Source organism: Azonexus sp., from assembly GCF_036170495.1.
Taxonomy (GTDB): domain Bacteria; phylum Pseudomonadota; class Gammaproteobacteria; order Burkholderiales; family Rhodocyclaceae; genus Azonexus.
The window spans coordinates 1-21451 of sequence record NZ_JAVHPH010000009.1 but is presented as its reverse complement, the minus strand read 5'-3'; the positions used below and the strand labels follow the sequence as shown (position 1 = coordinate 21451).

Genomic DNA, 21451 nt, shown 5'->3' with positions numbered 1-21451 from the left:
GCTTAACGACCATCCAGAAACGAAAAAACGGGCCGCAGCCCGTTTTTTCCGCACAAAACATTGCTTATTTGTCTTTCGACTCGAGGGCAGCCTGATTGATTACGACCTTGTAGCGGCTGCGCAGGGCTGCCAGATAAAGACGAACCTCCTCCTGAGCGGCCAGGTTGCCTAGTTGCTTGAGCATTGCCTGCTTGCTCGCATCATCGAGCTTTTCGCCAGTTTGGACCTTGCTCAGCTTGAGCAGCGCGTAGCCAGCCTCCGGCAGTTCGACGCCTGCGTAGGAGGGCAACTTGCCGGTTTCCATCCGAAACACCGACTGTGCTTCTGGTGATGGCAATTGGCGCGTATCCATGCGCGAGACGACCCTAGCGGCGCCCCAGGTCAGCTTGTCATCGCCCTTTTTCAAAGCATCGAGACGCGCTTCGCCATCCTTGCTAGCCAGAACCTGAGCCTCCTTGTTCTTGAGCAGGGTTTCGATGCTAGCCTTGACGCTGTCGAATGGCTGCAACGCCTTCGACTTGTAATCGACCAAGCGCGCAGCAACCAGCGTATTGGCAGCGATCTCGACGGCTTCGGTATTACGGCGACTCTTGACAGAGTCTTCTGAGAACAGTGCTGCCATCAGCTTTTCGTTACCGAGCACGCCATTGGCCGGGTTAGCCTGTCGGGCCAGCCAATCTGAGGACTTGATGGTCAGCTTGAACTTTTCGGCAACCGGCTTGAGGCTGTCCGATTGTTCATAGACCATGTTGCTGAAAGCTTCAGCAGCTTCGGCAAATTTGCGTGAACCAGCTGTCTTCTTCAACTCGGCCTCGATTTCACCACGAACGTCAGCCAGCGGCTTTTCCTTGGCGGCGTGGATACCAGTCAGCTTGATGATATGGAAGCCGAAATCGGACTCGACGACGCCGGAAATATCACCTTCCTTGAGGCTCATGGTGGTGTCCTCGAAGGACTTGACCATGGCGCCACGCCCGAAGTAACCGAGGTCACCACCCTTGGAGGCCGAACCCGGATCGTCAGAGTTTTTCCTGGCCAGATCAGCAAAGGCGGCCGGGTTCTTGCGGACTTCGGCCAGTAGCCGTTCGGCCTTCACTTTTGCCTTGTCTTTGCCGAGCTTTTCCGAGGCGATCAGGATGTGGCTGGCGCGACGCTCTTCCGGTTGCTGGAAACGGTCCTTGTGCCCGTCGTACCAAGCCTTGATCTCGGCATCGGTAATCGCTAGCTGGCTGGCGATGGATTCCATCGAGAGCACGACGTACTCCGCCTTGGCCTGCTCAGGCACTTCGAACTGCTTGGCGTTTTCGTCGTAGAATTTTTTAGCGGCATCGTCGGCCAGCTTGACCTTGCCGAGGTAGCTATCGAGGGTTAGACGGTATTCCATGACCTCACGCTTTTCCGTCTGCAGGGCCAGCACGCGATCAGCAACAGAACGGGAAACTACGCTGGACTGGCCGATGGCGCCAGCCAATTGCTGCAGCGTCAGATCCTGACGAAGTTGGGCTTCGAAACCAGCCGGTGACATGCTCTGGGCGCGCAAGGCGGCTTCGTAACGTTCGGCGGAGAACTTGCCATCCACCTTGAAAGCGTCGATCGCACCGATCGCCTGGCGGATGGCGTTGTCGCCGGCGACCATGTTTTTCTTGCCGGCCTCGATAACGAGCAGGCGCTGATTAATCAAGTCGTCAAGAATCGCCCCGCGGGCTTCGGAGTTTTCCAGCATCTTGGGGTCGAACTGAGCGCCCATCTGCGTGCGCAGGCGTTCCTGCTGTTCACGCAGGGTCTGCTGGAACTGTTGCTGGGTAATCTTGACATCGCCAATCGTGGCGACATCGCCGCCCGAGCCAGAGTTTCGCATGTACGAATCTACGCCGAAGAAAGCAAACGGCAGCGTGATCAGCGCCAGGAATACCTGGACAATTCTTTTGTTGTTGCGGACTGCGTCGAACATGAGCAGAAAATCCTTCGAATGCGTTCAAAAAGGCAAAGGCAGCTTGCTTAAAAGGCCGAATGATACCGTAATTTCCCGGCCCTTCCTGTTGATTTAGGCGCCAGAAAAGGTCTCTCCCTGGCGGCGTGCGGCGTCCTCAATGACAGGCATATGAGCGTTGGCTGCCGAGGCGAAGATGGCCGCCACGCCGCATGTTACGGTCAACTCCAAAAAAAGCGGTTTTTTACTGTCCAGCATGATGCCCACGCTTCGCTACGCTACAGGCGATCATTCCGGTCAATTCGGCCGCCAACTGCTCATGGTCCAACTATTCATCAGCCCTGAGTCGAAAAGCTCAGTCAAACAAATCCGGTTCCATCGGCCACAGGTTTTCTCGTTTGACCGTCAGGCGAACCGGAACGCCCTGCCTGCCGATCGCCTCGACAACCATGCGCCCGGCCGAGGCCTCGGCCACCACGCGAACATTGCGCGTCATCTGACGGCTGCGGCCACGGTAAGTAGCCAGCGTTCCAGCAGGTGGCCACCAGACAGATTTTGAGCGCGACATCGTAGGCCTTCCATCCTCGACGAGTAGCCAAAGCCTACCCCGGAAAAAGATTTCTCGAATACTGTACATCCATACAGCCTTCGGCTATTCTAGGCGCGAATGCGCAGCACTGTTTATCCATACAGACAAACAAGGAGTTACCCCATGAAACGTCTTCAACACTGGTTCGATCTGATTGTTGGGTTTTCCCACGACGAACATGCTCGCTTGGCCCGAGCCCAGGCCATTTTCAGCGCCTGCGGTCCTGACGTCGAGAGCTTGCAGATGCCTGCCTGCTGGCGACGCAGCGCCCGTGCAACGCATGAGACTTCCACGGCACAAATGTCATCAAGGCCGGCGCCGGCGGGTGCCACCGTAGGCCGATAGATTCCTGCTGTCTGGCTTTGAAAATCAACGACGCTTCATCTTGTGTTGAGCGCCGCAGTCAACACCATTTCAATACGGCAGTGTGGCGAAGACAGTTTTGCTTGCAAACAGGCGCGGACTGGCGCGCTGTCTTCTGGCAACCAGTTTTCCCAGACCACGTTCATGGCATCGTAGTCAGCCATATCTGCGAGATAAATAGTCGCCATCAAAAGTAGCGACTTGTCGCTGTGAGCTTGAATCAATTGCTGCTCAACGCTGGCCAACAGGTTTTCAGTCTGTGCCGTGATGCCAGCATCGAGATTGGCTGGCACCTCGACAAGATAAACGGTGCGGTTATGAGCGACCATATTCGAGTAACGGCGAGTGGTGCCGTAGCGCTGAATGTTCATACGAACTCCTAAAATATTGAAGCTCATGCAGAACAGCCATGAGCTTCGTTGATTTCAGCCTAGGTGCAATTGCCCAAGGCCGTTGGCAAAACAATGTGAATCAAGCCTTTTTGACAAACTCCGACTTCAACTGCATGGCACCGATGCCATCAATCTTGCAGTCGATATCATGGTCGCCGTCGATCAGGCGAATGTTCTTGACCTTGGTGCCCACCTTGACGACAGAGGAGGAGCCCTTGATCTTCAAGTCCTTGATGACGGTGACGCTATCACCGTCCTGAAGCACGTTGCCGTTCGCATCTTTCCAGACCCGTGCCGTTTCGACGTTCGCTGCGCTGGCATCCTTGCTCCATTCATGGGCGCATTCAGGACAGATGTACTGGCTGCCATCTTCGTAGGTGAATTCGGAATTGCACTGCGGACAGTTGGGTAGTTTGCTCATCTTCTAAAAACTCCATTTTGGAAAAAATATCGTTCAATACGACGCTTCAATCGCTGATCCCCAGCAAGTCGAGAATGCCGCTGATAAAGGACAGCGGGTGGGTTGGGCAGCCCGGGACGTAAAGCGCCGGCTTGAATTTGTCGAGAAAGGCGCGATCCACTTCATTGCATTCAGCAAAGATGCCGCCGGAAATCGCGCAAGCACCTACCGCAATCACCAACTTGGGTTCGGGAATGGCATCCCAGGCAATTTGCAAGGCATCTGCCATGTTCTGGCTGATCGGACCGGAAAGGACCAAACCATCGGCGTGCCGAGGCGAAGCAACCATGTCGATGCCGTAGCGGCCCAAGTCAAAATTGACGTTGCTCAGTGCGTTGATTTCCATCTCGCAGCCGTTGCAGCCCCCCGCCGAAATGACGCGTAGTTTGAGCGAACGACCAAAGCGCTTGTGCAGCGCTTCGGAGACCTTGATCGGGTCGATGTCGGGGTGCGCGGCACTGATGGTCAGGGCATCACGGTCAGTGCTGGCCAGTTTGAAATCGTTATTGAAGCTGAGTTTTTCACTTGGGCAAACCGGTTCGCAGTCACCACACAACACACAGCGCCCCATGTCGATTCGTACGGGATCAAGGCTAATGGCACGACTGGGGCAAGCCGCCAGGCAAGCATTGCAGCCATCGGTGCAGGCGGCCTCACTGATCACCGGCTTGCCACGAAAACCGACGGGACTGGCGGCGCGCAGATCCGGGATGTACTGGCTACCTTGGGATTTCCGGACGAGAATGGATTTGATCATGGTGGTGGCTACAGATCGTTGCCGCAGTAGGAGAGGTCGAAACTCTTGTTGCAAATGGGGAAGTCCGAGATGTCGTTGTCACGGAGGGCCATGGCCAGACCAAACCAGTTCGGCAGCGAGGGGTCTTGCACCTTGTAGTGCAGGAGTTGTCCTTGCGATGAGGTTTCGAGTACCTGAACGACCGGCCCACGGGTGCCTTCAATCAAGGAAATGCAGAGCGTCTCGGGAGCCAGGGACTGGGCGATGGCTTCCGGAGGGGTGCTGCCGCTTAAGTCGAGCGCAGTATCACCCAGCACCGTCAGAAGCCAGTGCACCGAGGCATCCACTTCACGCATGCGCTGGCTCATCCGCGCCCAGCAATCACCGGCCGATTCTGTGATCAGCTCAGCGGGAAAACGTTCATATACCCGGCCCGCTAACTGTACGCGCGTGTCGGTCTCGACACCGCTGGCCCGCGCCACGACGCCGACCAAGCCCAATTCCTGTGCCGTCTTTTTACTGACGACACCCGTGCCTTGGAACCTGGCTTTCACGCTGAGACTGGCCAGCATCAGTTCATTGATTTCGGTGAAGTCACGGGCAAACGCCGCCAGCGTTTGTCTCAGATCCTGGCGCAGCGCCTCGGTCAATCCACGGGCTCGTCCGGGCCGCACCCATCCACGCCCGAAACGGTTGCCGCAAACCCGCTGCGTGGCGTTGATGATGGCGGTGCGCAATCGACCGTAAGTTCCCCCGCCCTGCAAGAAGGCAACATCCGTCGCCAACCCGTTCAGGGTGCCGACATGCATGGCGATACGTTCCATTTCCAGGGCGATGCCGCGCAGCAAATCGGTTTCCAGGCTGACTGGCAAATTGGACAATGCCTCAACGGCGGCGCAGTAGCCCCAGGTGTAAGCGACGCTCGAATCGCCACAAATGGACTCCACGGTCGAGGCCAAAGCCATGGGAGGCCGGCGGAGCAGCAAGGCTTCGACGCCACGATGCTGGTAGCCCAGCTGGATTTCAAGATGATGGACCTTCTCGCCCAGGCACATGAAGCGGAAGTGTCCCGGTTCGATCACGCCAGCGTGAATCGGTCCGACACCGACTTCATGGACCTCACGGCCACGCACCTTGAAAAATGGGTAGTCCGTCATCCGGCGTTGGCGTTCGCCCTCGAAGCGGACCGGCTTCAACCAAGGGTGTCCATCGGGTTGCAGACCGGTCTGCTCCCACAGTTCGCGCTCAAAAATTTGCGCTACAGGATAAGTGTGGGTCAGTGACGGGTAATGTTTCCCATCTTCCGCTAGCCCTCTAAATATGTTCAATTCACCAGAAATCGTCTGGAATACTGCTGTAACAATCGTTCCCCAATGGCGATTGCTTTTCTCGTGACGGCCAAATAGCGTGATCAGGCGATCCCCAGCGTCCAGGCTGTCGGCACAGCGATGAGAGAATTCGTATGACGACTTCAGTGGGGATGAACGCAAGTCCGCGATCAATACTGCTTTACTTGTTTTCATCAAATGCCCCCAATCGATTGCGCCACGGCGCGCAGTAACTGGGTGATGGGTTCCGGCGTATAAGTTCCGAGCATACTCAACACCCCAACAAACCCGACTTTCGGGATGATGGCGACCATCGATTCCTTCACGGGCGGCATTGCCTGAGCCGGTGTTCCCCAAAGCATGGGAAACACCGTGCGGCCCGTTGCCACAAAAATGACAGTCAGCATCACGCACATCAACGTGAAGGCCATCAAATTACCCGCTTGCACAATGCCCGACAAAATCAGCATTTCTGCCAGGAAACTGGCGAATGGCGGGAAGCCCAACAGGGCAAAAATCCCCCCGGCGAACAACAGGCCGGCAAATGGCAAGACGCGAATAACCCCGTTGAGTGCAGCCACTTCGTTGGTGCCATAAACTGCGCGCATCCGGCCGGCAGTAATGAACAACAAGGACTTCACGAAAGCGTTGCTGACAATATAGAGCACCACGCCATAGGCGGCGGTTTTGCCGACGGACAAGCCGAGGGCAATCACCCCGGACGAGCTGATGCAGGCGTAGGCAATCAAGCGCTTGTAGTTGCGGGCGGCCATGATTTGCACGGCGGCGACGATCAGGGAGACATAACCCATGACCAGCAGTTCTTGCGAAACAAAACTCGCATCGAAGCCGTGAAATATTTGAAACACGCGGAACATCGCGACCACACTGATATTGAACTGCACTGCCGCCAAGAGTGCGCTGGTACTGGTCGGTGCTGCTTCATAGGTTTCCGGTAGCCAGCTATAGAGCGGTGCCAGGCCCAGTTTGCCGCCCAGGCCGAAGAGCATGAAGGCCAGCCCGAGGCGTTGCCAGCCATCCTTGGCGGTGGTCAGGGACGCACCGAGTTGATCTACCTGAAAGCTGATCTCGACACCGCGCAGCCCTGCCGATTGGACCAGGCACATGAAGCCGAGAAAAGTGATGGCCAGCGTCATCGACGAATAGAGCATGTAGCGCCAGGCCACCGGCTTGGGTGCCCCGAATTCGCCACAGACCATCATCAGTGCGGCGCACGCCGTGCTCACTTCGATCAAGGCCCAGAGCAAGATCAGATGGTTGGCCATCACCCCGATGTTCAGGACCAGCATGAAAATCAGGGTCAGTGCGGCACGCGTGCGTATGTCCTGGGTTAGTTCAGGCGAGCTGCGCTCCCGGGAAAGCATGTAGACGCTGATGCCCAGAAAAACCGTGTTGATGACCAGCACGAACAACAACGACGTTGGGTCAAGCACCAGATAGCGGTGAGCAAAGTATCGCGGTAGATCGGCCAGGCTGTGTGACATGAAGACAGCCACCGAGATCAACCAGCCAACGAGCGCAAAACCGACCAGCGCCGGGGCAATCCACCCACCACTGCTCGTCAGCGGGCTAGAAGAAGCGGAGATGTTGGGCATGGTCGCGGTATGTATTTCGCTCATAGCACTTGTCTCGATGGTTCATCACGGTTGGCGGTGGCATCTTCGCGCACGAGCCAACTGCCAACCGCCACGGTGAGGATGTACACGCCACTGACTGCCAGATGGACGGGCAATGGCCAAGGCTCGGGCAACAGGGACTCGAACAGCGCCAGGGCATTTTCCATGAACAACACGGCCACCAATTGGGCGCTGGGTTCGTGGTTAGTAGCTAGAATCAAAAATGCAATCATGGCGGTCGCTGCTGCGACCCCCAAGGTCAATGCCCGTACATCGCCCCGGGCACCATCGCCGAACTTGAAGGCGAGAATGATCAAGGTAATGGCCACACCCCAGGCAAATAGATTGGAGGGCATCAGGCTCATTCTTGCCTGTCGGTTTTTGTGAAGTGCGCGACGCAATAGGTAGGGAACCAGCAAGGCGCGAACCAGGAGCACTTCCAATCCGGCCAGAATGACATGCATTGAAAATCCGTCATGGCCGAACAGGGTAATCCAGAGCAAGGTCAGCGCCTGCAAACTCAACCAGGTGGGCGCGGCCGCGATTCGGCTGAAGAAGACCGGAATAACGGTGGCCGTCAAACACAAGATCAAAGCCAAAGTCATACGCCGCTCGCTCCCAAACCGATGACCAGCATGCTGCCCAATGCAGCCATTGAGGCAATCAATAAATAAGCGGGAACCCAGCGCATCGGGAGACGGGCGCTGAGCGATTCAATGCAGCCGACGATGACGGCTACTATCAACATCAGGGCTAGCGAGACAAGAACGCCAGCCACAGGATCGGTTAACGGATTGAAGGGATTGATCAGCGCAGCAATCAGACCGGCATACAGCGTCATCTTCAGGGCGGCGGCGTATTGCATGGCAGCCAGTTCCGGACCACTATGATCGAGGATCATGACCTCGTGGATCATGGTCAGTTCGAGGTGAGTCATCGGGTCGTCCACCGGTATCCGGGCTGCTTCTGCCTGCAACAAGATCAGCAAGGCTATCGTCAGCGGCACAACGATGATCGCGTAATGTGGCGTGTTGTGCAGATGACCGATGAGATCGGCAAAACTGGTCATGCCGGTTGCCGCACTGGCCGTCCCTATCAGCAAGAACAAGGCAGGTTCGGCAAAGGTGGCAAACGAGGCTTCCCGTGCTGCGCCCATGCCTTCAAACGAACTGCCAACATCCATCGCCGAAATCATCAGGACGATACGCGCCAAGCCCAGCGTATAGGCTACCACCACGAAATCATGTGAAAACTGGAGCGGTGCAAACTGCCCAAGCAAGGGAATCATGCTGGCAGCGAGCAAGCCGCAAAGCAGGACGACGTAGGCGCCGGCACGGAACAAGGGGCTGGCGGTGGTGCTCACCACAGGACGTTTTCCCAGCAATCGCCACAGGTCGTAGGCTGACTGGATCAGCCGTGGACCTTTGCGCCCCACCCACCAGGATTTGGTTCGGTTGACCAGTCCGACCAGCATAATCGGCATACTCAAAACGATAGCCCAATGTATCAACGCCAAGCCGATATTCATGGAAGAACCCCTTCTGCCAGCAGTACCAGTGCAGCAATCACCACCAGAGCAGCTAGGCCAGCCGAAAACGCCAGGCGCGGGTCGTCTTCCTGCATCTTTCGCGAGAGGTCTGTCGCCGTTTCATCGCCATGGCTGATCACCGAGTACAACCGCCGTTCGACTGAATCCACGCAATCCGTAATGACATAGCTGTCATCGGGAAAGTATCCAGCAGGTGCCTTTTTTCGTTTGATCAACACCATGATGTTCTTGAAGCGTGCAGCGAAGTCAGTCGAGAAGCTGGCCCCGGTATATTGCATACGTGGCGTTGGCGCCCCATAGCCACAACCCCATGTGGCATTGAGCATTGGCTGCGGCGCGTTTTTGGACTTGAGGCGCCACCAGACGACCAGACCGATGCTGAGTGCCAGTGCGCCCGAGATCAGGCCGATCCGGGTCAGGATTTCCACGGTCGATTGCAGGTTGACCGCAACTACACCGACCGGCATCGTTCGCATCAACAAAGCAGTGGGTCCGGCAACCATGGCTAAACCGAGTACGGGCACCACGCCCAGCATAATCGTGCCCACGGCATGAATTCCCATCGGCAGCAGCATCCAGCGACTGGCTTCACGGCCTTCCGGAAGGCTTGAATCACGTGAATTGCCGAGAAAAATCACCCCGAATGCCCGCGTAATGCTGAGCGCCGAAACCGCCCCGACAAAAGCCAGCGCCGCAGCGACCAGGCCCAGTGTTAACTTCGCCCAGACACCGATGCTTTCGCCGGTGAACAAGCCCGAGTAAATCATGAACTCGCTCGCAAAGCCGTTAAAGGGCGGCAAAGCCGAGATGGCGATGCCACCGACGATGAAGCAAATGGCGGTGATCGGCATCAGCTTGGCGAGGCCGCCCAGTCGCTCCAGGTCGACGACATGCTTGACCTGGTAGACACAGCCGGCGGCATAGAATAGCTGGCACTTGAAAAAGGCGTGATTGAGTACATGCAGCAAGCCACCGCCGAAGCCGAGGGCGACCAGGGCCGGTACGTCCCAGCTCAGTCCGAGACAGCCAATGCCGAAGCCGATGCCGGCGATGCCGACGTTTTCGGTAGAGGAGTAACCAAGCAGTCGTTTCAGGTCACGCTGACCAACGGTGTACAGGCCACCGACTAGCGCCGAGATGACCGAGAAAACGATTAGGAACCACCCCATCCACTCGTCCGGCTTGCCGAGAAGAAGGATGAAGCGGACCAGCGCATACAAGCCCGCTTTGTGAATTACCCCTGACATCAATGCCGAGACATGGGCGGGAGCGGCAGCGTGTGCGCGAGGCAGCCAGGAATGGAAGGGGAAAAAAGCCGATTTAAGGCCAAAACTGGTGACCAGCAACAGAAAAACCGTATTCCGCAGGGTGCCTGGATTCCGGCTCATCCAGTCACCAAAATCGTCGAGAAACCAGGAGTGGGTGCGGGTGTAGAGAATCATCACCGCCGCCACCAGGAAAATCAGCCCGATGTGGGTGGATACCAGATAGTTGAATCCGGCGAAACGGACTTTTTCGTTGGGGTAGTCCCAAATGACCAACAACCATGCTGCCAGGGCAGCGATTTCCCAGCCAAACAGGAAAGTCACCGTGTGTTCGCCGGTATAGACCAGCAGAAACGAGACGGAAATCATGTTCAGCAACGCAAAATGGACCCCCAGATGACGCGACGTGCTGAAATATTTGTCCATGTAGCCGACGGCATAGACCCCACCCAGAAAGGTCATCGGCAATGACCAACTCAGAAAAAATGCCCCCAGTGCATCGAGCCGAAAATGCAGGTCGCCAATCGGATAAGCCCAGGGCATTTCGCCGGTAATGTCCGGCGCACCCAATAACACCGGGATGACCACAGACCACGCCACCAATGTGGCAACGGCCTGCGACACAAGGCCAATCCCGGCTCGGGTGGCGTTTCTGATCGGCAGAAGGCAGAGCCCCGCGCCCAGCATCAATATCAGAACTGCAAGAATGAGTTGATTCATTGGGGCTGCTTTCCACGGATCGCTTTTTTGATTTCCATGAGCACGCCTTGCGAGCCGTCTTCGAGCATGTCCAGGACAAGGTCAAACGTGTGTCCCAGACTGTAGTACGGGTCAGGCACTTCGTCGTCCTCGAACTTGGCCGAGTAATCCATGAAAAGTTTGATCTTTGCTTGCTGCTCAGGCGAAGCCATCCGGCGCAACTTATCCTCGTTTGTTTTGTCCATGGCCAGAATTAAATCGAAGTCTTCAAGGTCCTGATGGACCACTTTGCGAGCCTGGTGCCGGGAAAGGTCATAGCCGCGGCGGGCTGCAGCCTGCTTGGTACGGGGATCTGCGCCCTCGCCAAGGTGGTAGCCATGCGTACCAGCTGAATCGATTTCAACTTTACTACCCAGTTGCGTTGACTCAACCAAATGTTTCAACACTGCCGCAGCCGTTGGTGAGCGACAGATGTTACTCATGCAGACCAGCAAAACACGGAAAACGATGTTATGTGTTTTCATCTGGGACAATTGGCGGTTTGCCGGCCGCCATCAATTTCATAGGTGGCAACAAAGGAAGGAATTGAGGGAAACCATTTTAGGGCATTGCCATCTGCAGCCAACTTGCCAAATATCTGACTAGGGTCGCCACCGCAAAACACAATCTTCGTGGATTGGCGAATGCCTTGCTCCATCGCTGCGGTGCAGATGTGTTTTTCATCTTCCGTCAATTTTTTTGCAAAGATTGAAAGAACCATGACCTGCCCCGACTCTCTAGCCATTTCGGCGTTGAGAATTTTCATGGCTCGCTCAGTTGACCGTCCTAGCACTCGAAAAATTGCTAGCGACTTAACCGGGGCGGGCTTGTGGGCTTCGTCTCCCATGCCGCCCATTTCATAGCAGTGAACGGTGATGCGAGAAATCAACTCCATCGAAAACCACCTTTCCTGAGCAATTCCTGAAATGATTACTCTGAGTCGTCGGCGCGCTGCGCCCCACGGATTAACCAATCCGGCAATTCAATGTTGCCGGCGTTATCGACCATGTATTGACGGATCAAACGCCTGACCACCTGGGACGGCGTAAGGTCTTGTTGAGCGCAAATTTCGTCAAACAGCACTTTTTTTCTCGGGTCAATCAGGACTGTCAGACGTGCAGTTCTGCTCTCCATAGCTCAGGCTCACTTAATATGTTAATCAAATGATAATTGCCATATCATTGCGTATGCTTATAATTGTAATCCAATGCAAGCTATATTCGCACTAACAATTTCTGTACAAGCTGCAAGCGCGACAATTGGTTAAAATCCTGATTGACAGTCTGGGCATGGCTTTAGCTGAAAATATTCTAGAATGCCTTGGCAAGTTTGAAGCATTGACGGTTTTGGATATTTGTCCCAACGGGGTGACAGGATTGAAAGCTATTGCTACCCAGCTTCCCGAGTTGGAATTTAACGTCGCTCCATTAGCCGACAGGATCCAGTGGTATGTCATCAAGGAAACAAAAAGCCAGCCACATGGGACGCGGATGATCCCTGTTGCTGATTGGACAGAATTCACGGCCCCGCCCAAAGGGCCTGACGGTTTTATTTCCGCTCGACCACTCACCAGAGAGCAAGCCCCGTACCCGTGTATTGCCACCCTTGTGGTGGGCTGTTTTTTCGCTGGAGAGTCGGTTATGGCGTGGCCTGATCGCATTTCCACGCCCTTGGAAACATCATGCTGAACTGGCTTTCCATCGATGTCGTCCTATTGGTCATCACCATTTGGCTGGGAATCGGCGTTGCCGGAGTTATTGCATTAAGGCAATTCGGCTTTGTCGCCCGAGTCCTTTTCCCGCTCGGCGGGATGTGTTGTCTTGCTCTGGCTTGGGCTGCCCTACAGATGATCGGTAGTACGCCGGAAATAGCGGTATTGCCCCTGGGTTTGCCGCAACTGCCTTTTCATCTGCGACTGGATAGTTTGGCCGCTTTCTTCCTGCTGGTGATCGGCGCCGTCGGTGCCGGTATCTCCATTTTTGCCGCAGGCTATTTCCGCAAGGGCGCTGGAACACCGCCCGGGCTTCTGTGCCTTGAATATCACGTGTTTCTTGCCAGCATGGTGCTCGTCATCCTGGCCGACGACGCCTACGCCTTCATGGTCGCCTGGGAAACCATGGCCCTTTCATCGTTTTTCCTGGTTACGGCCAATCACAAACTTCCCGAGGTTCAAGAGGCTGGATTCCTCTATCTACTAATTGCCCACGTTGGTGCAATTGGCATTTTGTTGTGCTTTGGCGTCTTGCAGGCCAATTCCGGCGACTATACCTTCGCCAACATGCGCATCCAATCGCTGTCCCCTTTCTGGGCATCGACAGCCTTCATCCTTGCTCTTTTTGGTTTTGGCGCAAAGGCGGGAATGTTGCCGCTCCACGTCTGGTTGCCCGAGGCACATCCGGCAGCGCCGTCGCCGGTTTCCGCCCTAATGAGCGGCATCATGCTGAAAACGGCAATCTACGGCTTGCTGCGCATCTCTTTCGACCTTCTTCATGTCGATGTCTGGTGGTGGGGGGGGCTGCTGCTGGCGCTGGGCTTGGCCACAGCCTTGTTTGGCGTGGTTTTTGCCACGGTGCAAACCGACATGAAACGGCTGCTTGCCTATTCATCGATTGAGAACATCGGCTTGTTGCTGGCGGGGATAGGTCTGGCGTTGATCTTCCACGCCTACAACATGTCAGCTCTCACGGCCTTGGCCCTGACCGCCGTGCTCTATCACGTAGTCAGCCACGCATTTTTCAAGAGCTTGCTGTTTCTCGGAACCGGGGCGGTGCTGCATGCGACTGGTGAACGCAATCTTGGACGGCTGGGCGGGCTCATTCGTTACATGCCCTGGGTTGCATGGTTGATGTTGATCGGCGTGTTTGCCAGTTCCGGGCTTCCGCCATTTTCCGGTTTCGTCTCGGAGTGGCTGTTGCTGCAAAGCTTCCTGTTCACGCCCGGCTTGCCGGACTCCTTCCTGAACATGTTCATCCCCATCGTTGCGGCCGTTATCGCCTTGATTGCAGCACTTGCCGGCTACGCCATGGTGAAATTTTTTGGGGTGATCTTCCTCGGGCAACCGCGTGAGGAAAAACTGAAAGAAGCGCACGATGCGGGTTTGTGGGAAAAGATCGGGATGTTGTGGCTGGCCGCATGGTGTATTGCCTTGGGGCTATTCCCGAATTTTCTGATCCACCTGATTGATTCGGTCACGGTATCGTTGGTGGGGGTCGGATTCGGACGACACGCCACGGAATCCAGTTGGCTCTTTTTGGCGCCCTGGTCCATCAAGCGTGCCAGTTTTGCGCCGCTGCTGTTCCTTCTGGGCGTCACAATTGGCTGCCTTGTCGCATTTGCCTTGGTCAGAATTCTCTACCATGGTCGTTTGCGCCGTTCCCCACCCTGGGATTGTGGCCACCCTTGGCAAACCGCCAGAATGCAGGACACTGCAGAAGGCTTTGGTCAGCCTATCCGGCAGGTTTTCGAGCCTTTCTTCCGAATGAGGCGGCACCTCCCGACGCCGATGGACCGCGACCCCAGTTACAAAGTTGAAGTCAGTGATCATTTCTGGTATGGGCTGTATTTGCCAATTTCCCGATTGATCGAGTTTCTGGCTGCCTTGGTTGGGCGTCTTCAGCAAGGACGAATTTCGATCTACTTGCTCTATAGCTTTTTGACCCTTTTATTCATGCTTTTCCTGGTGCAGCGATGAGCCTTTCAGGATTTCTTTCCCAGCTTCTCGCCATCGTCTTGTCCCTGCTCCTGGCCCCCTTGCTGATGGGCTGGGTCAATCAGTGGCGTTGTTGGCTGCAGAATCGCTCGGGGCCGGGTGTGCTCCAGCCTTATCGCATGCTGCACAAACTTTTCCACAAAGAGTCGGTCGTGGCCGAGCACGCCTCATCGCTCTTTCGCATGGCGCCCTATATTGTGTTCGGTTGCATGGTGCTGGCCTGCGCCATCATCCCGACCTTATCAACCGATTTACCGCTTTCGCCAGCGGCTGATGCCATTGCCCTGGTCGGGTTGTTTGCCGTGGCCCGTGTCTTCATTTCCCTTGCTGCCATGGATATCGGTACGGCCTTCGGCACCCTGGGTGCCCGACGGGAAATGCTGATCGGCTTCCTGGCCGAGCCGGCATTGCTTTCCGTATTGTTCACCGCCTCACTGATCAGCAATTCAACCGCCTTAACCAGCATTGTCGAATATCTGGCCCACAAGGACTTCGCCATCTACCCCAGCCTGGCCTTTGCCGGCATTGCCTTCACGATGGTCTCCTTTGCCGAAAATGCCCGCGTTCCGGTGGACAATCCGGCCACCCACCTCGAACTGACGATGATCCACGAAGCCCTGATCCTGGAATATTCGGGTCGGCATCTGGCGTTGATCGAATGGGCCTCGGCATTGAAGCTCTTCGCCTACTCCTGCATGGGGCTTGCCCTGTTCTTCCCGTGGGGCATCGCCGAGGCTGAGGCACCCCTGGCCTTGATCTTTGCCATCCCGGCGCTCGTTTTCAAACTGGCGATCGGCGGATTTCTGCTGGCATTGATTGAAACGCTGTCAGCCAAGATGCGTATTTTCCGGGTGCCCGAGTTCCTTGCCTCCGCCTTCCTGCTGGCCGTGATCGGCATGCTGGTTCACTTTCTGCTGGGGGCTTGAATGAATGCGCTGATTTCCCAACTGATCAACCTGTTCGCTTCAGTCATTCTTATTCTGGCTTTTGCGATGTTGTCCCAGCGCCGCATCGTCAATCTGATCCATCTCTACACCTGGCAAGGCCTGGCGGTGGTTGGCTCGACCACGGTTGTCGCTTACGTCACCCACCAGCACCACCTTTTTTATTCGGCGGGACTGACCTTCCTGCTCAAGGTCATTTTGATCCCCTATTTTCTACACCGGCTGATCAACCGGCTGAACGTTCGTTGGGACATTGAAACCTTGTTCAATATCCCAACGCTGATGATCATCGGGATAGTCTTGGTGGTGTTCGCCTTCAATGTCGCCCTGCCGATCTCGAAATTCTCCGACACGATCGCCCATGGCACCTTGGGCATCGCTCTGGCATGCATTCTTCTCTCGTTCCTGATGATGATCACCCGGGCCAAGGCGGTGCCCCAGGTCATCGGCTTCCTGGCCATGGAGAACGCGCTGTTTCTGGCCGCGACTTCCGCGACCTATGGCATGCCGATGGTGGTTGAGCTGGGTATCGCGCTCGACGTGCTGGTCGGCATTCTCATTCTGGGCGTCTTCATGTTCCAGATCCGGGAGCAGTTCGACAGCCTGGATATCCGCCACCTGGAAAAGCTCAAGGAAGACTGAATCGAATGAACCCGCTTTACTTTGTTTTCGGCACTCCTCTGCTCGGCGGCCTCGTCCTCGCCTTGATCGGGCATCGCAGCTATGCGCGGGACGTCAATGTCGCCTTCAGTGCCAGCAGCTTTATTGCGGCCTGCGTATTGACGGTACAGATCATTGCTGATGGCCCGTTGTTTGCGTTGGATAAACAGTTTTTCATTGATCCACTTAACGTCTTTCTGGTCACCTTGACGGCCTTTGTCGGCATGACTACCTCGATCTTCTCGCGCCCTTACATGCGCGTCGAACAGGATCACGGAAAAATGACTCCCGGGCGCATGCGGCTCTATCACAGCATGTATCAGTTCTTTGCTTTCACCATGCTGGTCGCCCTGACCACCAACAATATGGGCACGCTGTGGGTCACGATGGAGGCCGCCACGCTGACCACGGTGCTGCTGGTTTCGGTTTACCGCACCCCGGCCAGCCTTGAGGCCGCCTGGAAATACTTCATTCTCTGTGGTGTCGGTATTGCCCAAGCCTTATTCGGCACCATCCTCCTTTACATGGCCGCCGACCGGGTGATTCCCGATGGCGTCGATGCGCTGCTCTGGACCAACCTGGATGCTGTCAAAACTCAGCTCAATCCAACCATCATTTCGCTGGCCTTCGTCTTTCTGCTGCTGGGTTATGGCACCAAGGTCGGCCTGGTGCCCGTGCACAACTGGCTGCCCGATGCCCATGCCGAAGGCCCGACGCCGATTTCCGCCGTGCTTTCCGGCTTGCTGCTCAATGTCGCGTTGTACGCGGTACTGCGCTGCAAGATCCTGACCGACGGGGCGCTGCAAAGCCGGTTTGCCGGTGAACTGATGATCGGTTTCGGGCTGCTCTCCGTCGTTGCTGCATCCTTTTTCCTGTTCCGGCAAAAAGATGTCAAGCGGATGTTCGCTTATTCCTCCATCGAGCATATGGGCTTGATGACCTTCGCCTTCGGACTGGGCGGCCCGATTGCCAATTTTGCAGGCCTGCTGCACATGACGCTGCATTCGCTGGTCAAGTCGGCAATCTTCTTTTCGGTTGGTCACGCCACGCAAAAGGCCGGCACCCAAATCATGGAAGACATTCGCGGCTTGATCAAGGTCAGCCCAACCGTCGGCTGGGGTTTGATGCTGGGATCGCTGGCTATTCTCGGCATGCCACCCTTTGGCGTATTTGCCAGCGAGTTTCTGATTCTGACCACCGCCATGCGCGACCTGCCCTGGGCAACGCCCTTGCTGCTACTGGCCTTGGGCATTTCTTTCGGGGCGATCTTCAGCCGCGTCCAGCCGATGGTTTTTGGGGTGACATCCGTCAAACCGCTGGCCCATCCGCCCGCTCTGGTGCCTGTCTTCGTCCACCTCGGGCTGGGGTTGATGCTCGGCTTTTACATTCCGCCGTATCTCAACGGCTGGTATCAGCAAGCAGCCCGCCTGATCGGAGGGCAATAATGCAGATCGCTGATTTCACGTTTGAACCCGAAAGGTTGGCGACACCGCTGCCGATCTGGAGGGCTACCTGCCCAGCCAGTGACTGGCAGGAAGTCGCCCACGCCGTGGCGGCCAGCGGTGGTCGCCTGGTCAGTTTATGGGGATGTGACCGACATGATGGAAAGGCTGGTGGCTACGTCATTTCTGCGGCTTATGCCACCGCGGAAGGCTTACTGTGCCTGGAACTGCTGCTTGATCCGCAAGGGGAAACCTATCCGGATATATCCGCCAGCTTCCCTTACGCCCCCCGTATGCAGCGGACCATTGCCGACCTGCTGGGCATCGTTACCGAGCCGATGGAAGATCGCCGCCCCTGGCTAAATCATGGCGCCTGGCCAGCCGACTATTTCCCGCTCCGTCACGAAGTGACCGGCAAGGAAGCCTTCCCGGCCAGCGAACTCCAGGATTACCCCTTTGTTCGTGTCGAGGGCGATGGCGTCCACGAAATCGCGGTGGGGCCTGTGCACGCCGGCATCATCGAACCGGGCCACTTCCGCTTCTCGGTGGTCGGCGAGAAGGTTTTGCGCCTGGAAGAACGATTTGGCTACAAGCATAAAGGGATCGACAAACGATTTGAAGAAATGCCGGCCAAAGATGGATATCGCTTGGCCGGACGGGTTTCCGGTGATTCGACAGTGGCTTTTTCCTGGGCTTACTGCATGGCACTGGAAAGCATTTGCAATACCCAGACACCAGCCCGAGCCCGCTGTTTACGGGCCTTGCTGCTGGAACGTGAGCGGGTCGCCAACCATCTCGGCGATCTGGGTGCGCTGGCCAATGATGCTGCTTTTGCCTTCGGGCTGACCCAGTTCATGCGCCTGAAGGAGGACTGGTTGCGCCTCAATCAGCGCCTGTTTGGCCACCGTCTCTTGATGGATGTGGTCATCCCCGGAGGTGTTACGGTCGACCTCGAAAATGCCGGAATTTCCGAGTTGCTTACTCAATGCCAAGCAATTGCCAAAGAGGTCAGAAACCTCCGCGCCATTTATGAAAATCATGCGGGGCTTCAGGATCGCTTCATTGCCACGGGGCGCGTCACCAAGGAACTGGCGACGATGCTCGGCCTGAATGGCTTTGCCGGGCGAGCCAGTGGTGTTCCCGCCGACCTGCGCGCTGACTTCGGCATGGCGCCCTATAGCGGCCATGATTTCAAGAAAGTGGTGCACCGAAATGGTGATGTGGCCTCCCGGGTAGCCGTGCGCTTCGACGAGATTGCCGAATCACTGCGGCTGATCCGCCTCTTTGCTACCGAACTGACGCCGGGTGAAATTGTGGTGCCGCTGGAAGCATCCGCCGAAACAAAGCTGGGTGCGGGTTGGATAGAGGGCTGGCGAGGTGAGGTATTTGTCGCGCTGGAGTCCGATGGCGAAAAGATCCGTCGCTGCCATTGCCATGACCCTTCCTGGCAGAACTGGCCTGTCCTGGAGCATGCAGTGATGGGCAATATCGTTCCCGACTTCCCGCTCATCAACAAATCCTTCAATCTCAGTTATGCGGGGCCTGATCTCTGATGTTGAAAATACTCTTTCAAATTGGCAAACAAGGGATTCGCACTGAACCCACGCCCGACCTGGGATCGGATTTTCTCTTGCCGGCGCATCGCCTGCGGAATGAAATCCTGGAAGTTCTCGGCCGCTCGTTGACCATCCGCGAGGTCGATACGGGTTCCTGCAATGCCTGCGAGTTGGAAATCCACGCGACCAACAATCTCTACTACAACCTGGAAGGGTTGGGCATCAAGTTTGTCGCCAGTCCGCGCCACGCCGACATGCTACTGGTAACCGGGCCGGTATCCAGAAATATGGCGCTGGCGTTGAAGCGGACGTATGACGCGATGCCTGAACCCAAAATAGTCGTCGCGGTGGGCGACTGCACCATCAACGGCGGTATTTTTGGCGAGAACTACGCCTGCTGTGGCGGGGTTAGCAAGATTCTGCCAGTTGATCACGTCATCCGGGGCTGCCCGCCTCCACCTATCGAACTGCTCAAGGGCATTCTGACGGCTGTGCGTCTGCGCTATGGCCATCCGGCCGTCCAAAGCAAATAGACAACAGCAAACGCTCGATCATCATTACTTCACACAAACCTAGCTTGAACTCAGTCCAACCGCATATCCTGTCGATTCCGAGTCCATTTGCGTTTGAAAACGGGGTGCTCAAGGTTTTGGAACCTCCGGAGACTGATCAGCGCATCCTGGTCGATCGCCTGCTGGGTGGCCAATATGAAAAGCCCTACATCGTCGATGATGGGTATTCACGCTCGCTCTATTTTTCATTTGCGTTCGTGCAAAGCGCTATGCGAGTGAGTAAGCCAAACTCACTTGAACTCGCCTATACGCGAAAAATGATGAGCTTTCTGCTCTTTCAGCCGCATCCCAAGAACATCCTGATGCTTGGTTTGGGCGGTGGATCATTGGCCAAGTTTTGCTACCAGCATCTGCCGGATACAAAAATCACCGTCATCGAAATCAATCCGCATGTCCTGGCCTTCAGGAATGAATTCAAAATTCCGGAAAATAGCGAGCATTTCCAGGTCATGCTGGGCGACGCAGCCGAATATGTCGCTTCTTGTCATTCAAACTTCGATGTGATCGCCACCGATGCATTCGATAGGCATGGCTATGCATGCTCACTGTGTAACCGGGCGTTCTACGAGAACTTGCGCCGTTTGCTCACCGACAACGGGTTGGTCGTCTCGAACATGGCGGGGCGGAGGGAAGAAAAAATGGCCCACCTTAAAATGCTCAATGACATTTTCGGTGGACGAACCCTCGCCGTACCCGTTGGCCGTGACGACAATCACGTTGCGCTTGCCTTCAGCAAACCGGATTTTGAACCCTGTTGGCAGATGGTCCATGGCCGAGCCAAGTCATTAAGCAAAAGCATCGGCCTCGATTTTGAAAAATTTGCCCGGAAATTCGAGCGAAGCAAAAGCTGGATTACGGTAAACGAACATTTCTATCCTCCGTCGGGTTCTCAGGCGAGGCTCAAGAACGCTTGCCAGACCGATTCAGGAACCTCGAAAGAATCGACGGAATGACCCGAAATAGCCAGAAACTCCGTTTTCTTCGGCGGCATATTCCAAAATTTGAGTGTGCGCCAGGTTGCCATGATTGCTGCGGACCAGTAACCGCTTCCAGTGAAGAGATGGCCAGACTTCCTGCGAAAAGCGAGGAGGAGCGATCAACGGCCTTGGCTGGACTGGATTGCCCCTATCTAGGTGAAACGGGTTGCACAACCTATCCGGAACGCCCGCTGATCTGCCGATTGTTTGGAACCACTCAAAGACTGGCTTGCCCAAATGAAAAACGTCCGAAAGAATTGATTGATCCTCTGATCGAACGGCAGATTTACAAATACTTTGCGGACTCAAGGCAAGTACTGATCTGACAAACCATTGGCAGGGTCAGTTTTCGGGAGTCATACCGTAATTACTGAACAGATTGATCTGGCCTGCCATGTCATTCCTTGGCTTACAAAATTGTAGTAGCACCAAAATGCAGTTTTTGTGCAAACAATACGGCCAGCTAAAAGGATAGTTTTAACTGGCCGCGCACAACGTTTCTGTAACTTACAAACCAATAAAATCAAAACGTTACACCAACCTACTCACTCCCACTCAATCGTCGCCGGCGGCTTCCCCGAAACGTCATAGACAACCCGGTTCA

The 21451-nt window shown here is 55.8% G+C and carries 24 protein-coding genes; 9 read left to right on the top strand and 15 right to left on the bottom strand.

Going from position 1 to position 21451, the window contains the following annotated elements:
* Positions 1-64 precede the first annotated feature (64 nt).
* The 14 genes from ADADOO_RS00420 to ADADOO_RS00355 form a co-directional block, all read right to left on the bottom strand.
* Complete coding sequence (locus ADADOO_RS00420; RefSeq protein WP_511274187.1) at positions 65-1951, bottom strand: SurA N-terminal domain-containing protein; 1887 nt, start codon at positions 1949-1951, stop codon at positions 65-67.
* A 93-nt stretch (positions 1952-2044) separates the two neighbouring features.
* The gene (locus ADADOO_RS00415; RefSeq protein ID WP_511274186.1) at positions 2045-2188 is read right to left on the bottom strand and encodes a hypothetical protein; all 144 of its coding nucleotides are present in this window, start codon (positions 2186-2188) and stop codon (positions 2045-2047) included.
* Positions 2189-2285: 97 nt separating this feature from the next.
* On the bottom strand, positions 2286-2426 hold the full coding sequence (locus ADADOO_RS00410) for a hypothetical protein (RefSeq protein WP_511274185.1): 141 nt from the start codon (positions 2424-2426) through the stop codon (positions 2286-2288).
* 473 nt (positions 2427-2899) lie between these two features.
* Positions 2900-3253: a RidA family protein gene (locus tag ADADOO_RS00405; RefSeq protein ID WP_511274184.1), complete on the bottom strand. Its 354-nt coding sequence runs from the start codon at positions 3251-3253 to the stop codon at positions 2900-2902.
* A 100-nt stretch (positions 3254-3353) separates the two neighbouring features.
* On the bottom strand, positions 3354-3695 hold the full coding sequence (locus tag ADADOO_RS00400; protein WP_511274183.1) for a zinc ribbon domain-containing protein YjdM: 342 nt from the start codon (positions 3693-3695) through the stop codon (positions 3354-3356).
* Between the two features lie 46 nt (positions 3696-3741).
* Positions 3742-4491: an NADH-quinone oxidoreductase subunit B family protein gene (locus tag ADADOO_RS00395; RefSeq protein ID WP_511274182.1), complete on the bottom strand. Its 750-nt coding sequence runs from the start codon at positions 4489-4491 to the stop codon at positions 3742-3744.
* Between the two features lie 8 nt (positions 4492-4499).
* Entirely contained in the window at positions 4500-5993 is a 1494-nt protein-coding gene (locus ADADOO_RS00390; RefSeq protein ID WP_511274181.1) for an NADH-quinone oxidoreductase subunit D-related protein, read from the bottom strand.
* Positions 5993-7414, bottom strand: a complete 1422-nt coding sequence (locus tag ADADOO_RS00385) for a complex I subunit 5 family protein (protein ID WP_511274180.1) — start codon at positions 7412-7414, stop codon at positions 5993-5995. The genes ADADOO_RS00390 and ADADOO_RS00385 overlap by 1 nt, the downstream gene beginning before the upstream one ends.
* A 20-nt stretch (positions 7415-7434) precedes the next feature.
* A complete protein-coding gene (locus tag ADADOO_RS00380; protein WP_511274179.1) occupies positions 7435-8040 on the bottom strand; it encodes a hypothetical protein in 606 nt (201 codons plus the stop codon).
* Positions 8037-8963 carry a respiratory chain complex I subunit 1 family protein gene (locus ADADOO_RS00375; protein ID WP_511274178.1) on the bottom strand — a complete coding sequence of 309 codons (927 nt, stop codon included), beginning with the start codon at positions 8961-8963 and terminating at the stop codon, positions 8037-8039. The genes ADADOO_RS00380 and ADADOO_RS00375 overlap by 4 nt, the downstream gene beginning before the upstream one ends.
* A complete protein-coding gene (locus tag ADADOO_RS00370) occupies positions 8960-10969 on the bottom strand; it encodes a proton-conducting transporter transmembrane domain-containing protein (protein ID WP_511274177.1) in 2010 nt (669 codons plus the stop codon). Before ADADOO_RS00370 ends, ADADOO_RS00375 begins: the two co-directional genes overlap by 4 nt.
* Positions 10966-11472 carry a low molecular weight protein-tyrosine-phosphatase gene (locus ADADOO_RS00365; protein ID WP_511274176.1) on the bottom strand — a complete coding sequence of 169 codons (507 nt, stop codon included), beginning with the start codon at positions 11470-11472 and terminating at the stop codon, positions 10966-10968. Before ADADOO_RS00365 ends, ADADOO_RS00370 begins: the two co-directional genes overlap by 4 nt.
* Positions 11469-11753, bottom strand: a complete 285-nt coding sequence (locus tag ADADOO_RS00360; RefSeq protein WP_511274175.1) for a hypothetical protein — start codon at positions 11751-11753, stop codon at positions 11469-11471. The genes ADADOO_RS00365 and ADADOO_RS00360 overlap by 4 nt, the downstream gene beginning before the upstream one ends.
* A gap of 164 nt (positions 11754-11917) precedes the next feature.
* Positions 11918-12121, bottom strand: a complete 204-nt coding sequence (locus ADADOO_RS00355; protein WP_511274174.1) for a ribbon-helix-helix protein — start codon at positions 12119-12121, stop codon at positions 11918-11920.
* Between the two features lie 125 nt (positions 12122-12246).
* Here ADADOO_RS00355 and ADADOO_RS00350 point away from each other — a divergent pair, with 125 nt between their 5' ends.
* From ADADOO_RS00350 to ADADOO_RS00310, 9 genes are all read left to right on the top strand, one after another.
* Entirely contained in the window at positions 12247-12675 is a 429-nt protein-coding gene (locus tag ADADOO_RS00350; RefSeq protein ID WP_511274173.1) for a hypothetical protein, read from the top strand.
* Positions 12669-14678, top strand: a complete 2010-nt coding sequence (gene hyfB / locus ADADOO_RS00345; RefSeq protein ID WP_511274172.1) for a hydrogenase 4 subunit B — start codon at positions 12669-12671, stop codon at positions 14676-14678. The genes ADADOO_RS00350 and hyfB overlap by 7 nt, the downstream gene beginning before the upstream one ends.
* A complete protein-coding gene (locus tag ADADOO_RS00340; protein WP_511274171.1) occupies positions 14675-15622 on the top strand; it encodes a respiratory chain complex I subunit 1 family protein in 948 nt (315 codons plus the stop codon). The genes hyfB and ADADOO_RS00340 overlap by 4 nt, the downstream gene beginning before the upstream one ends.
* Positions 15623-16282 carry a formate hydrogenlyase gene (locus ADADOO_RS00335; RefSeq protein ID WP_511274170.1) on the top strand — a complete coding sequence of 220 codons (660 nt, stop codon included), beginning with the start codon at positions 15623-15625 and terminating at the stop codon, positions 16280-16282.
* 5 nt (positions 16283-16287) lie between these two features.
* Positions 16288-17745 (top strand): hydrogenase 4 subunit F, encoded by a 1458-nt coding sequence (locus ADADOO_RS00330; RefSeq protein WP_511274169.1) that lies wholly within the window; start codon positions 16288-16290, stop codon positions 17743-17745.
* On the top strand, positions 17745-19295 hold the full coding sequence (locus ADADOO_RS00325) for a hydrogenase large subunit (protein WP_511274168.1): 1551 nt from the start codon (positions 17745-17747) through the stop codon (positions 19293-19295). The genes ADADOO_RS00330 and ADADOO_RS00325 overlap by 1 nt, the downstream gene beginning before the upstream one ends.
* Positions 19296-19372: 77 nt before the next feature.
* Positions 19373-19831, top strand: coding sequence for an NADH-quinone oxidoreductase subunit B family protein (locus ADADOO_RS00320; RefSeq protein ID WP_511274167.1), 459 nt, complete (start codon positions 19373-19375; stop codon positions 19829-19831).
* A gap of 44 nt (positions 19832-19875) precedes the next feature.
* Complete coding sequence (locus tag ADADOO_RS00315) at positions 19876-20823, top strand: spermine/spermidine synthase domain-containing protein (RefSeq protein ID WP_511274166.1); 948 nt, start codon at positions 19876-19878, stop codon at positions 20821-20823.
* Positions 20820-21173, top strand: coding sequence for a YkgJ family cysteine cluster protein (locus ADADOO_RS00310; protein WP_511274165.1), 354 nt, complete (start codon positions 20820-20822; stop codon positions 21171-21173). The genes ADADOO_RS00315 and ADADOO_RS00310 overlap by 4 nt, the downstream gene beginning before the upstream one ends.
* Before the next feature lie 219 nt (positions 21174-21392).
* Here ADADOO_RS00310 and ADADOO_RS00305 read toward each other — a convergent pair.
* Positions 21393-21451, bottom strand: a 59-nt coding sequence (locus ADADOO_RS00305) for a GMP synthase (glutamine-hydrolyzing) (RefSeq protein ID WP_511274191.1), incomplete at its 5' end; no start/stop codon positions are given.